The organism is Paenibacillus xylanilyticus (assembly GCF_009664365.1).
GTDB classification, from domain to species: Bacteria; Bacillota; Bacilli; order Paenibacillales; family Paenibacillaceae; genus Paenibacillus; species Paenibacillus xylanilyticus_A.
The window spans coordinates 2,756,792-2,770,009 of the sequence record NZ_CP044310.1; the positions used below are offsets into that span (position 1 = coordinate 2,756,792).

12 protein-coding genes are annotated in these 13,218 nt (G+C 46.5%); 10 read left to right on the forward strand and 2 right to left on the reverse strand.

What is annotated here, in order from left to right; genetic code table 11:
* The first annotated feature begins 203 nt into the window (after positions 1-203).
* From F4V51_RS12485 to F4V51_RS28835, 4 genes are all read left to right on the forward strand, one after another.
* On the forward strand, positions 204-2,039 hold the full coding sequence (locus F4V51_RS12485; protein WP_153978196.1) for a UbiD family decarboxylase: 1,836 nt from the start codon (positions 204-206) through the stop codon (positions 2,037-2,039).
* A gap of 276 nt (positions 2,040-2,315) precedes the next feature.
* A complete protein-coding gene (locus F4V51_RS12490) occupies positions 2,316-3,419 on the forward strand; it encodes an HD-GYP domain-containing protein (RefSeq protein ID WP_153978197.1) in 1,104 nt (367 codons plus the stop codon).
* 145 nt (positions 3,420-3,564) lie between these two features.
* Positions 3,565-4,035 (forward strand): SRPBCC family protein, encoded by a 471-nt coding sequence (locus tag F4V51_RS12495; RefSeq protein ID WP_153978198.1) that lies wholly within the window; start codon positions 3,565-3,567, stop codon positions 4,033-4,035.
* Between the two features lie 33 nt (positions 4,036-4,068).
* On the forward strand, positions 4,069-4,230 hold the full coding sequence (locus F4V51_RS28835; protein WP_167301695.1) for a hypothetical protein: 162 nt from the start codon (positions 4,069-4,071) through the stop codon (positions 4,228-4,230).
* 1 nt (position 4,231) lies between these two features.
* Here the strand turns inward: F4V51_RS28835 and F4V51_RS12500 are convergent, their stop codons facing one another.
* Positions 4,232-5,485: an MFS transporter gene (locus tag F4V51_RS12500; RefSeq protein WP_153978199.1), complete on the reverse strand. Its 1,254-nt coding sequence runs from the start codon at positions 5,483-5,485 to the stop codon at positions 4,232-4,234.
* 224 nt (positions 5,486-5,709) lie between these two features.
* Between F4V51_RS12500 and F4V51_RS12505 the strand changes: the two genes are divergently transcribed.
* The 4 genes from F4V51_RS12505 to F4V51_RS12520 all read left to right on the forward strand — a co-directional run bounded on the left by F4V51_RS12505 (position 5,710) and on the right by F4V51_RS12520 (position 8,860).
* Positions 5,710-6,303, forward strand: coding sequence for a TetR/AcrR family transcriptional regulator (locus tag F4V51_RS12505; RefSeq protein WP_153978200.1), 594 nt, complete (start codon positions 5,710-5,712; stop codon positions 6,301-6,303).
* Positions 6,300-7,388: a hypothetical protein gene (locus F4V51_RS12510; RefSeq protein WP_153978201.1), complete on the forward strand. Its 1,089-nt coding sequence runs from the start codon at positions 6,300-6,302 to the stop codon at positions 7,386-7,388. Before F4V51_RS12505 ends, F4V51_RS12510 begins: the two co-directional genes overlap by 4 nt.
* A gap of 118 nt (positions 7,389-7,506) precedes the next feature.
* Positions 7,507-7,764: a hypothetical protein gene (locus tag F4V51_RS12515; RefSeq protein ID WP_153978202.1), complete on the forward strand. Its 258-nt coding sequence runs from the start codon at positions 7,507-7,509 to the stop codon at positions 7,762-7,764.
* Between the two features lie 124 nt (positions 7,765-7,888).
* A complete protein-coding gene (locus tag F4V51_RS12520; RefSeq protein ID WP_153978203.1) occupies positions 7,889-8,860 on the forward strand; it encodes a D-2-hydroxyacid dehydrogenase family protein in 972 nt (323 codons plus the stop codon).
* Between the two features lie 146 nt (positions 8,861-9,006).
* Here F4V51_RS12520 and F4V51_RS12525 read toward each other — a convergent pair whose 3' ends face one another.
* Positions 9,007-10,038 carry a LacI family DNA-binding transcriptional regulator gene (locus tag F4V51_RS12525; RefSeq protein ID WP_095358403.1) on the reverse strand — a complete coding sequence of 344 codons (1,032 nt, stop codon included), beginning with the start codon at positions 10,036-10,038 and terminating at the stop codon, positions 9,007-9,009.
* A 352-nt stretch (positions 10,039-10,390) separates the two neighbouring features.
* Between F4V51_RS12525 and F4V51_RS12530 the strand changes: the two genes are divergently transcribed.
* Both F4V51_RS12530 and F4V51_RS12535 read left to right on the forward strand, forming a co-directional pair.
* A complete protein-coding gene (locus tag F4V51_RS12530; RefSeq protein ID WP_153978204.1) occupies positions 10,391-11,440 on the forward strand; it encodes a 2,3-butanediol dehydrogenase in 1,050 nt (349 codons plus the stop codon).
* A 215-nt stretch (positions 11,441-11,655) separates the two neighbouring features.
* Positions 11,656-12,969 (forward strand): hypothetical protein, encoded by a 1,314-nt coding sequence (locus F4V51_RS12535; RefSeq protein ID WP_153978205.1) that lies wholly within the window; start codon positions 11,656-11,658, stop codon positions 12,967-12,969.
* Positions 12,970-13,218: the final 249 nt, after the last annotated feature.

Consider the following 13,218-nt stretch of genomic DNA (forward strand, 5'->3'; position numbering starts at 1 on the left):
AACTCTAGTCAATGAGGATAATATATATATTTTTTGTTTACTAGCAGATCATTTGATAAAATAGAAGAGCCGCGAAGAGTGATCTTTTAGAATGAAGTAGATTAGGGCGTGGACTCAGGCAGCTGGTTCAAAATTCTTGTTTGCGCGTCCATGTGAATATATGAACATAAATATATATTATATCAAAAGAATGGAGCCATCCCATGAAATATCGCAATATGGAAGATTGCATCAACGATCTGGAGCAGCATGGACATCTGATCCGGATTAAGGAAGAAGTAGACCCGAATCTGGAAATGGCCGCAATACATATGAAGGTGCATGAGGCGAAAGGCCCGGCGCTGTTGTTTGAAAATGTAAAAGGTTCGAAGTTCCAGGCGGTATCCAATCTGTTTGGCACACTCGAACGCTGCAAATTCATGTTCCGTAACACGCTCGAAGGCGTACAGCGGGTCATGGCCGTACGGGATGATCCAATGAAGGCGCTCAAGACGCCTTTTCAGCACATCAGCACAGGTCTTGCAGCGTGGCAGGCGCTGCCCAAACAGAAGTCGATCAGTCTGCCCGTGTCGGCTCAGGAAATTCAAATCTCGGATCTGCCGCTGATCAAGCATTGGCCAATGGATGGGGGTGCCTTTGTAACGTTGCCGCAGGTTTATTCAGAGGACCCGGACAAACCCGGGATCATGAACTCCAATTTGGGTATGTACCGTGTTCAGCTGAGCGGCAATGATTATGCGATGAACAAGGAAATCGGGCTCCACTATCAGATTCATCGCGGGATCGGTATACATCAGGCGAAGGCTGTCAAAAAGGGAGAGCCGCTCAAAGTCAGTATCTTTATCGGTGGTCCTCCAGCTCATACCCTGTCTGCGGTGATGCCTTTACCTGAAGGTCTCAGTGAGCTGACCTTTGCCGGTCTACTCGCTGGTCGTCGTTTCCGTTATAGCTACAAGGATGGATACTGTATTAGCAATGACGCTGATTTTGTCATTACCGGAGATATTTATCCAGGTGAAACAAAACCGGAAGGACCGTTTGGTGATCATCTGGGCTATTACAGTTTGACGCATGAGTTCCCGCTGATGAAAGTGCACAAGGTGTATGCGAAGCCTAATGCAATCTGGCCATTTACGGTAGTTGGTCGTCCTCCGCAGGAGGATACGGCATTTGGTGATCTGATCCATGAAATTACGGGCGATGCGATCAAACAGGAGATTCCGGGTGTCAAAGAAGTACATGCCGTAGACGCTGCCGGGGTGCACCCTCTGTTGTTCGCAATTGGAAGTGAGCGTTACACGCCATATCAGACGGTGAAGCAGCCGACCGAATTGTTGACCATTGCGAACCGAATTCTGGGTACGGGGCAGCTGAGTTTGGCAAAGTATCTGTTTATTACAGCTGAGGATCAGCAGCCGCTGGATACCCACCGCGAAGTGGAATTCCTGACCTATATTCTGGAGCGCATGAATTTGCAGCGGGATATCCATTTTCATACCAATACAACCATCGATACACTGGATTACTCAGGAACCGGGTTAAATACCGGCAGTAAGGTCGTTTTTGCAGCGTACGGTGAGAAGATTCGGGAGCTGTGCACCGAAGTGCCGGATACTTTGAAGAATATTCGTGGTTATACGAATGCACGGCTGATTATGCCTGGGATCGTATCGATTCAGACGTCAGCTTTTACGAGTTATGAAGAGACGGCGCGGGAAATGCAGCAATTTACGGATATGCTGAAGGAACAAGGAGGACTTGATTCCTGCCCATTGATCATTCTGTGCGATGACAGCTCTTTCCTGAGTGCGAGCCTCAGCAACTTCCTATGGGCTACATTTACGCGCAGCAATCCATCACACGACATGTATGGGGTAAACAGCAGCTATACGCATAAGCACTGGGGCTGCGATCAGATCATTATAGATGCCCGGGTGAAGCCGCATCAAGCACCTCCGCTTATTCCTGATCCAGCGGTTGAGAAAGGCATTGAACGTTTATTCGTCAGTGGAGCCAGTCTGGCATCGGTCAAAATTTAGCGTAATAGGAAGGGCCCAAACAGAAGTTTGGGCTCTTTACTGTTCTCCATTCCAACGAAACATAACATTCGATGTTCCTTATTCGGCAAAACCGGGATTATTTTAGAAATATGAATGAGAAGAAAGTCTTACTCGTTCGTATTTCCTTTTGCGATTAAGGTCGTTTGAACTATGCAGAAAATCAAGAAAATGATCGATATAAAGAAGTATAGGTATTTTGGGGACCCAATCCATCGGGTACTGTTACTATAATGAATTGTTCAGGGGGAATACCGATTGAGAATCCATATTATGAACCTGCAAGACGGAGACCGTCTGACTGCGGATACATTTAGCGATGCGGGGTTGCACATTCTCGGGAAAGGGACTGTAATCAAAAGTGAGGATATTTCCTTGCTCATGCAGCACCGTGTGGACTATGTAGATATTGAATCACGTGAAGAAGAAATAACAGAAGCTGAGTTTTTTGCTGCTGCAGCCAAATTTGCAGCCGGTTCGAGTATGGCAGCTGGTTCGAGTATTAAGGAAGAACCGCCTGAAGAAGAAATGAAATCCCAATTTATACAGACTGTACATAACTACCAAAATGCATTTCTCGAAGCACTTACTGTGGGTAAATTCAATGCTACCATGGTGGACGATGCACTGCAGCCGATGGTGGATGGACTGGACGAGCAAAAGGATGTCGTACATCTCCTGATGATGCTGGAACGTGATGATGTAAATAACTATACACACTCCATTCAGGTTGGATTGCTGTCCTTCTATATTGCCAGTTGGATGGGTTATTCCCAGAAGGAAAGCTATCAGATCAGCCGCGGCGGCTATCTGCATGATATAGGCAAATGCAGAGTATCCCATCGGATTCGTAACAAAATGGAACCATTAACGGCGGATGAACAGCTTGAAATGCAGCGTCATACCATTTATGGCCATGATATCATCAAGAGTTCCATGACCGATGAGGCTACTGCGCTTGTAGCGCTTCAGCACCATGAACGTGAGGATGGCTCAGGGTATCCAATGCAAATGGATAAAAGTGAAATTCATCCCTATACGCAGATCGTGTCTGTGGCTGACGTATACATTGGTATGAGATCCGGCATTCATGGCGGCAGCAATCCGAACCTGATCAACAATCTGCGTGACATCTATGCGATGGGGTTTGGCAAGCTGAATGAAAAGCCGGTTCAGGCTCTAATGCAGCATCTTCTTCCGAACTTTATCGGTAAGCAAGTGCTTCTGAGCAATGGTGAAAAAGGGGTAATCATCATGAATAATACCTCGGACATCTTCAATCCACTGGTCAAGGTCGAGTCCGAGCAGTATCGTGACTTGTCCAAAGAACGCAGCATTGCCATTAAAGAACTGATTATTTAAGGTTATAAAAGTTTAGAGTACAAACAGGTCTCCTGCATCATGGCAGGGGACCTGTTTCTGTGTAACGGCTTTTGGTGCATTGTTCTCTTAGGAGGGCAAGCGTATACTGGGTACAAAATCCATTGTACCTGAGGAGCGATAAACCTTGATTGAAGTAGTAACCGAAATTACGATACGTGCCCCAATTGAAAAATGTTTTGATTATGCCCGGAATATTGACGTTCATACACAGACGGTATGGAAACATACACGGGAACGAGCTGTTTCGGGCGTAACCTCTGGCAGGATAGGTGCCGGCGACACGGTTACGTTTCAGGCAACTCATTTTGGCATCCGGCAGAAACTGACGTCCCGCATCGTGCAATATGAACGTCCGCATGTGTTTGTTGATCAAATGGTAAAAGGGGCATTCCAGAGCATGCGTCACGAACATCATTTCAGCAGGATCGATGACCAAACCACTTGCATGAGGGACATGCTGAAATTTGAAGCACCACTCGGTGTGTTGGGAAGACTGGCGGAGCGGCTCGTCTTGAAGAATTATATGCATGCTTTTATCCAAAGCCGCAATACGAAGCTGAAAGCTATACTGGAACAGACGAACGAACAGGTCTGACGACCAATTACTTGTGATAAGGAGTGATGAGTGATGGATAACGAATATTTTGTTGGTTGGGGCACCCTTGCGTTAATCAATGCCGGACTTGCTCAAGGGAAAAACAGAAGTGGGCTTAACTGGTTTCTGATCTCCCTCTTGTGTGGTCCGCTTGCTACGCTGTTCATCGTTGTATGGAATAAGTTGGAGAAATAATTCAGTTTCCTTTATGTTGTGTCGGAGCACAAGAGGAATGGATTATATTCCGTTGTAGGTAACGGTCAACCGCCCAGAACAGAAATGCAGCTGCACTTACACCAGCTCCCAACCAGCACACGGCCGTCCATCCTGCCCAGGCGTACATCATGGTTGAAGCAATAGATCCGGCTGCACTGCCCACTGAGTAAAATATCATGTATGCAGCAGTAAGACGGCTCTGTGCTTCAGGACGAACCTGATAGATCTGGCTCTGATTGGTGACGTGGACTGCCTGTACAGCGAGGTCGAGAACGATGACGCCAACGATCAGAAACCATAACGATTGATGAACGAAGCTGATCGGCAGCCAGGACAGAAGGAGAAGCAGAAGAGCGAATCCAGTCGTGTGCTGTCCAAGACCCCGATCAGCGAGTTTGCCGGCACGGGCAGCAGCCAATGCACCCGCGGCACCTGCCAAACCAAAAGCACCGATGGCTGTATGGGACAAGGAGAATGGAGGTGCGCTGAGCGGAAGGACCATGGCAGTCCATAAAATGCTGAAAGCAGTAAAAATCAGCATGCCCAGCACGCCACGAATACGAAGTATAGGCAGCTCCCGATAGAGTTGTATTACCGAAATAAGCAATTGAGCATAATTTAATTTTGTTCGCTGTGGCTCATGCTTCGGCAGGAGAAGGAGCAGGGCGACTACTCCGACCAATGTTAGCGATGCGGAGAACAGGTAAACCGACCTCCAGCCGATCCAATCATTCAGGGTGCCCGCAACCGTTCGAGCGAGCAATATGCCAATCACGATTCCGCTAGTCACAAGGCCTACAATCCGTCCGCGCTCCGAAGGGGCAGCGAGTGCTGCGGCAAAGGCAACGAGCGCTTGCGTGTTAACTGCCAGTAATCCGACGAGTGCCATTGCTATGAAAAAGATAAAACTGGATGATGTGGTGCCAACGACTAGCAGAGCCGCGACGGAGAAGAACATCTGCGCAATGATCAGTTTTCGCCTATTAATCAGGTCACCGAGAGGAACAAGAAAAAAGAGTCCAAGGGCGTAACAGACTTGGGTCACTGTAATGATTACGCCGATATGTGAGTGGGAGATCCGGAAATCCCTGGCCATGGCATCCAGAAGGGGCTGAGCATAATAAATGCTGGCTACGGAAAGTCCGCTGCACAGAGCGAAGAGGAGCGCAACAAGTCGGGACATGCCAGCAGGAGCTTTTGAAGATGGATGTACCTGTTGAATCGGAGTATTCATGAGAGTCACCTTTCAAGAATGGATTTTTGAATTTATTTTATACTGATCAGTACATAATAATTCTGAATTAACATACTGTATATATCATCCAAATGTCAATTTTATATTTTTGAAATATTCATGTGCTGTTAATACCATGATTTAGTTAAGGATTACAATTGACATCATGATGGATGATAGCTACGATATAATATATCGATTGGTACATAAAAAGGAGAAAGAATATGGTGAGACAACGGGAGTTTGATACCGATAAAGTGCTTGATGCAGCCATGCGCATATTTTGGGATAAAGGATTTGAAGCCACGTCATTGACTGACCTGACATCCGCAATGGGCATTCAGCGTCCAAGCTTGTATGCGGCCTTCGGGGACAAAAAAGAGTTATTTGAGATGGCGCTGCGCAGATATACCACTTTGCATGCCGCACAAATCAGATCGAGACTTCAGCATGAAGGGTCTATAAAACAGGCATTTCGTGCGCTGTTTGAGCACATTGGGGCGGAGGGGGATGTGTCCAAGCCGAGCCACGGTTGTTTTTGTATTAATACGATGGTTGAACTGGCTCCGCACGATTCGAAATTCGCCATTTTAACCCGAGAGCATCAGATGTATCTGGCAGTGATTTTTCAGGAGTCGATTGAACGGGGGCAGCGTTCCGGAGAATTGTCTAGTGAGCTGAATGCGAGTGCAGCTGCAAAATCTTTGGTCATTTCAATGATTGGACTTACTGTGTTAATGAAATCGGGGCCAGAGCGTTCGTTTGTAGAGCAAAGTATTGAGGCGGCGTTATTTATTATTGGAGAAAAATCGATATGATACAGCCCACCGAAACATTGCTGGAATGGTTTCATTCGGGTCGTCCCTTGGATCTGGATGTGCTTCAGTCCTTTTGCCGAGTTATTGCGAGGTATGGGGACCGGGAGGACGCAGCGGTCTTGCTCCAGTTATATTTGGAGCATTCGGAGGACTACCGATATTTACTGCTGCTTGAAGTCGTCATGCGTTGCGGTGATATGGAGCTTGCCCGGCAGCTTCATCAATGTAGTTTTGACAAAGGAATGCTAAAAGAGGGGGTACCCGGGGACATTCTGCATGTCCTGGCTTACATGGGATATCCACTCAGCACCGAATATCTGGTGGATTGTGTAATGACAGATGATTGGTATTTGTCCAAAGATGCTTGTTTGGCCTTGCTGCATATGCCTTGTGAGGATCAACATCGGCGGTTGATAGATAAATTCGAGCAGGTATACGGAAATGCTATTTTCCCGGAGATCCTCCCTGCATTATGTGCAAAATGGGCTCCTGCTGATAAGATGGTGCCGAAGCTTCTGGCATGGGGAGAACAGGCGTCAGTGGACTGCAATGGCGGGCTGGTGTGGGGTATTTCGATGTACGGAATATCCCAGAAGGAACAACTTCGAAATGTGTTATGGAACCCGAATTGGGAACTGTGCGCTAATGGAACAGGCAGTCATTGGTGGGCCTACATGGCGATGCCCATGGTCGGATTAACATTCTCGGATTTGATTAGAGATCTGAAGGACGAAGCAGGCTTAGCTGCAGTTACAGATAAAGCGAGTAGTGTGCAGACTTCCCAAGCAGGCTTAACAAGAAGTGTGGCTGCGGAGCATCGGTTTCACGTATTTCACGACTTGCTGCAGTTAAAACTCGAATCCGTCTCACACCCGCTTCGATATGTTAAGGAGAGCCAAGAATCAATGTTGAACCTGTATCATCAGCTGTTTAGCTGGAGTACACCACATGTGGATGATTCCATATTAGGTGTGATTGCGCGATTACTCGGAATGGATCATGCGTTGGTCGAACGTTATAATCAATTGAGATCCAGGATGGAGCTATATGTCAGTCATGAAATTGAACTGGATGCGCTGCGTTAAGAGTGGGGTGCACGTCAAACCCCAGTATCGCAAATTGATAGGAAAATATTGATTTATATGAGACGATATGTAAAGTGAAACGTAAAAATAGTAACATCCAATTCCAAGGAGGAATTCCATGGCACTTACTACATATTGGCGATTGTATCTTACTATTTTTTATGTCATAGGTGTATCAATAACGACTCTTGGTGGAGTAGATATCATAACATTCAGTCTCATCATGTTTGGAGTATTGGCTCTGGCCGCGATAGAAGCATCCCTCTTTACCAATGATCAGGGAAAATTAGATCGGTTTGTATTCAAAGTAAAGGGATTGTCAAAGATCACGATTGCGATTATCATCACGGCGCTAATTTTTAAAATGTTAATATGAATGGAAGAGGCGGAACTGACTTCCGGCTCTTTTTTTATGTCTAAGGACATTGGGCAGACCGGTGTCGAATTGGTACAATACGGGTAGGTGTAGGATACAACGCATTCTGAAGGAGGGGAACATCTTGCAAACGAAATTACGTTGCGCCATATTGGACGATTACCAGAACGTCGCCCTGTCATTGGCTGATTGGAGTTTAGTCCAGGATCGGGTTGAGGTGCAGACCTTTAATCATTACATGGGCTCGGAAGAAAAGGTCATCCAGGAGCTGCAGGATGTGGATATCGTTATTCTGATGCGTGAGCGTACGCCGTTTCCTGAATCGGTTATATCCAGGCTTCCCAAGCTGAAGCTGCTCATTACAACAGGGATGCGAAATGCCTCAATTGATCTTAAGGCTGCGGAACGCCATGGAGTCACGGTGTGTGGGACAGAGGGCAGCTCCAATCCACCAACGGAACTAACCTGGGCGCTTATTTTGGGACTGTCCCGGCAGCTGGTTACCGAAAATAATGCACTGAAATCCAATCGCAACTGGCAGAGTACGGTCGGTATGGATTTGTACGGTAAGACGCTCGGGCTGCTCGGGTTAGGCAAAATCGGTTCCCGAATGGCCGCGATTGCTAAGGCTTTTGGCATGAACGTCATGGCCTGGAGTCAGCATCTGAAACCTGGACAAGCTGGAGAACAGGGCGTAATCTGGTGCGAAACAAAGGAAGAGCTGCTGGAGCAAAGTGATATCGTGTCCATTCATCTGGTGCTTAGTGAACGTACTCGTCATCTGATCGGGCAGGCTGAATTCCAGCGGATGAAAAAGACGGCATTGCTCATCAATACTTCCCGTGCGGGAATTGTGGATCAAGGGGCTATGGTAGAGGCATTGCAAAGTGGTCTGATCGCCGGGGCAGGACTTGATGTCTTTGAACAGGAACCTTTGCCCGTTAATCATATTATGCGAACCTTGCCCAACGTGCTGGCAACACCGCATTTGGGTTATGTGACCCAAGGGAATTATGAAATATATTACAATCATGCAGTAGAGAACATCGAGATGTTTCTAAAAGGGAGCCCGATTAGACAGTTGATCGTGAAGTAATAACAAACAAACCATGCCAGAGTTCTCGTCAGTTTTTATTAAATCGATTCCAATAACAAAAAGGTGACTCTCAGGCCGTGCATAATGGCTGCGAGTGCACCTTTTTTGCTTGTGATTTTCATGATTTCATCATCTAGGATACGCCTTTAGGAACGTGATGAAGAGGGACGAATCATCGCTACACTTGATTCACGTACGATAAGTCTGGGTTCAAACTGGATATGCTCATAGTCGGTAGTACTCATCTCGCGGATCCGTTTAAGCAGCAATTCGGTTGCCAGCCTGGCGACCTCTTCACCCATAATGGAAACCGAGCTGATCTGCGGGGACGAGACAGTAGTCCATTGATTATTATCGACCCCAACCACGGCGACATCTTCGGGTACACGTACACCCAATTCTTTGAACCGGTTAACCAAACCGATGGCAACCATGTCATTGATTGCGTAGACTGCGTCTGGCATATGGGTCAGTCCATGGAAGTAATCCGCAGCGTTGGCACCGGTGTTCAGGGAGAAATCTTCTCCGAAATAGACAAGTGAAATATCGACATGAGGCAGAGCTTGTTCATACGCCCGATAACGCTCTTCAATGATGTCCTTGGGGGCACCCGCATAGGCAATCCGGGTTCGTCCAATTTTAATCAAATGTTCCATCACAAGCTTGCCCTCCGGCTGAGATAGAGAGACGATATCTGCCTTCATGCCGGGTTCAAGCCTTTTGCCGTAGTTAATCATGGAGATGGGAAGAGGAGCCTTATCGATCAAGCCTGGCAGTGTTTTGGGATAAGCGAGCGGCATGAATATGAGACCGTCCACATGCAGCTTTTTAATATTTCGAATGGTTTCCAGTTCGGTGCGGGCATTCCCCGCCGTATTAATCTGCACCACGTGATAACCGTGCTGTTTGGCGGTTTGTTCCACAGACCAGGAGATCTCTGGAATGATCGCATTTCGTATATCCGGAACAACCAGGGCAATTTGGTGGGTCTGGCGTATTTTAAGACTCTGAGCGGATGTGTTGGGAACAAAACCGAGCTCTTCAATGGCCTGCATGACCTTATCTCTGGTTTTGCTGCTGATCCCCTCAGAATTATTAATGGCTCTTGAGACGGTAGCAATGCCTACTCCCGCTAACTCCGCCACATCCTTGATGGTGACTTTTTGTTCTTTGCTCACGTTTGGGTAACCTCACTTCACCGGAAACGATTCCGAACCTATAGTAATTTCGTGTTGAATTCATGTATATACTCTGATTATAACACTTTTTTGTAAGTCAATAGACTTTCCATGACCTATAACCGTAAGCAAGGTGTTAACATATTCCATACGTTCTTGAGCGTATAATCTGCAAATCATTGGGTGCAGGTAATCACTGCGGGTTTTATCATGCTGCATGTATAGGCAAAAAATTCATGAATTCGACTTATTTATGGGAAAATGTGTTTGACAGACTATCTAAACTGTGACATATTTAACTACGGAAACGTTTCCGGTTATATTCAAACCTATGATCTGGGAGATGAAATGAATGAAAGCATTACGTTGGCATGGAGTTAAAGATTTGCGTCTCGAACATATCGATGAACCTAGCCCGGCGCAGGGGAAAGTTAAAATAAAAGTAGAGTGGTGCGGAATTTGCGGCAGTGACCTGCATGAATACACCGCAGGACCGATTTTCATTCCAGCTCAAGCACCACATCCGCTAACAGGCGAACAAGCACCTGTTGTGATGGGACACGAGTTCTCGGGACAAGTCGTTGAAGTGGGTGAAGGGGTTACCCGTTTTCAAGCTGGAGACCGTGTTGTCGTTGAACCTATCTATGCATGCGGACATTGTGAAGCCTGCAAACAGGGAAAATACAATCTGTGCGACCAGATGGGATTCCTCGGTCTAGCCGGAGGAGGCGGAGGTTTCTCCGAATACGTAACAGCTGAAGAGTATATGGTACACGCCATCCCTGACTCCATTTCCTACGAACAGGGTGCTTTGGTGGAACCGTCTGCGGTTGCGCTGCATGCTGTGCGTCAAAGCAAGCTGAAAGTAGGCGATACTGCAGCTGTGTTTGGTGCAGGTCCAATCGGTTTGCTCGTTATTGAAGCATTGAAAGCATCCGGCGCCTCCGACATTTATGTAGTAGAGTTGTCCGAAGAGCGTAAAGCGAAAGCCGAAGAGCTTGGCGCCATCGTTATTGATCCAACCCAGTACAATGTCGTGGAAGAGATTCACAGACGTACGCAAGGCGGCGTAAACGTTGCTTATGAAGTGACAGGTGTTCCACCTGTGCTGCAGCAGGCGATCGATTCGACACGTATTGGCGGAGAGCTGATGATCGTCAGCATTTTTGAGCAAGCGGCTCCGATTCTGCCTAACTCTATCGTCATGAAAGAACGTACAGTGAACGGCATTATCGGTTATCGGGATGTATTCCCGGCTGTGATCAGTCTGATGGATAAAGGCTTCTTCCCGGCAGACAAGCTGGTGACCAAACGTATTTCGCTGGATGAAGTGGTGGATCAAGGATTCGAAGCGCTTCTGAAAGAGAAAAATCAGGTGAAAATCCTGGTCAAAGCCGAGTAGTCACAACCAGAAATCTTCTCAATTCAATAAACGAAGTCATTATGACTAAATGGAGTACTTGCATAGGCAGCTCATCTTCGGATGAAGCTGTCTATTTTTGTTGAAAAGGGCGGAATGTATTGCATGCTTGTTCTGTTTTACATAATATAAAAAGATACAATTTGTATCGTTTATATGAAATGGTATTCAATATCAAAACGAAGGAGGAAGCGGGCATGCATAACAACACGAAATGGGCAGCTCTACTTTTGACCATCGTTGCAAGCGTGGGCTGGATGCTTACAGGGAGCGCCAAGCCCAAAAGCAGTGACAAGGCCGAGCCCAAGCCGACGGTTGAACGGGCTATGGCGAAGGTATCCAATGTACCCATCAATTCTGCGGATGTGACAAGCAAGATTGAGCTGCTTGGACGACCTTTTGCCAAAACGCCTTACGCCAATAATGTGTGGGATATGCAGTTGTACAGAGACAAGATCTATTTGGGCCATGGCAACAGCAGCAATATGGGGGTAGCCCCGAACTCGGGTCCCATCCCGGTTATTTATTTCGATACAGCAACCTCATCGTTTAATAGGCAGGCAGTCAGCAACAGCAATCCTGGAATTGTCCCATCAACCAAAATGGTTGTGGATGAAGAGCAGATTGATATCTACAAGGTGCTGGACGACAAACTCTATATTCCGGGTAATGATTCTGACGGAGAGCAATGGAATTTCGGAAACTTTTATCGGCTGGATGGGGACGTATGGACGAAATACCGCAACCTTCCGCTTGGAGTACACGTTTATGACCTTGCTCTGTATCAAGGCAAAATGTTTGCTGCCCTGGGAACAGAGGATAAGCCAACGATTCTGATTTCACATGATATGGGCGTAAGCTGGCAGAAGTTTGCAAACATTAATACGTTCGGGCTTAGGGCATATACGCTGTTTGAGCTGGGGGGCAAGCTGTATGCATCCGGCATGATGTATCCTGCCAATAAAATCTGGAATGACAAGACCAATTTCCTGGAAATTAACGCGAATCTGGAGAAGAAAGACGTTGTAATCTACGGAAACAAAATCCTGCCGGGACTGACCTATCAACAGGGAACGGTTCCGTATAACAAGATTGGGAAAAATGTTAACTTTGATAACAAGTTAGTCTATATCGCTGGTGGTGTATTCAATGACGGTCAATTGCTTCCCAAATCCTTGAATGTCATGACTGCCATTAACCAGGCCAGACGCGTAATTTTACCAGATGCCAAAGCTCTGCCAACAGACTTGCTTCTGCGCAACGGAAAAGTATATGTACTCACCTACACGTTCCAAAACAAAAACCTGTATATTAACCGGGTGTACCAAACCACGGATCTGATCAATTGGCATGAAATCCTCCGGTTTAGCCAGGATACGTATGCGAAGTCATTTGAAGAGCATGAAGGGGATTTCTATTTCGGTTTGGGCACGGATCCGGACGTCGTCTCACCTTCATCAGGCAAAATCCTCAGAGTTCATCGCAATGACATTCCTGTGAATTCGGATTAAGGGGAACGAACAGAAAGAGTTAGGAGTATACACTATGACTCATATCTATTTTTGGCTATCATTTAAAATGAAAAAGACGTAAACACAGAGCGTACACGTGCAGCAGCGTAATTGTATTGCCACTTGCTGCGGGGATGCTCTATTTTTTTTATGTTACATAATAGATCGCTTCATTAACGAGTTTGAAAATAAAACTCACAAACTATAAAATGGAAAGGTAATTGGGTTCTGACATTCCACAAGATAAAG

Coding starts and splice junctions, on each gene's coding strand:
- F4V51_RS12485 (WP_153978196.1), top strand. CDS start 204: ATGAAATATCGCAATATGGAAGATTGCATCAACGATCTGGAGCAGCAT.
- F4V51_RS28835 (WP_167301695.1), top strand. CDS start 4,069: ATGGATAACGAATATTTTGTTGGTTGGGGCACCCTTGCGTTAATCAAT.
- F4V51_RS12500 (WP_153978199.1), bottom strand. CDS start 5,485: ATGAATACTCCGATTCAACAGGTACATCCATCTTCAAAAGCTCCTGCT.
- F4V51_RS12505 (WP_153978200.1), top strand. CDS start 5,710: ATGGTGAGACAACGGGAGTTTGATACCGATAAAGTGCTTGATGCAGCC.
- F4V51_RS12510 (WP_153978201.1), top strand. CDS start 6,300: ATGATACAGCCCACCGAAACATTGCTGGAATGGTTTCATTCGGGTCGT.
- F4V51_RS12515 (WP_153978202.1), top strand. CDS start 7,507: ATGGCACTTACTACATATTGGCGATTGTATCTTACTATTTTTTATGTC.
- F4V51_RS12530 (WP_153978204.1), top strand. CDS start 10,391: ATGAAAGCATTACGTTGGCATGGAGTTAAAGATTTGCGTCTCGAACAT.
- F4V51_RS12535 (WP_153978205.1), top strand. CDS start 11,656: ATGCATAACAACACGAAATGGGCAGCTCTACTTTTGACCATCGTTGCA.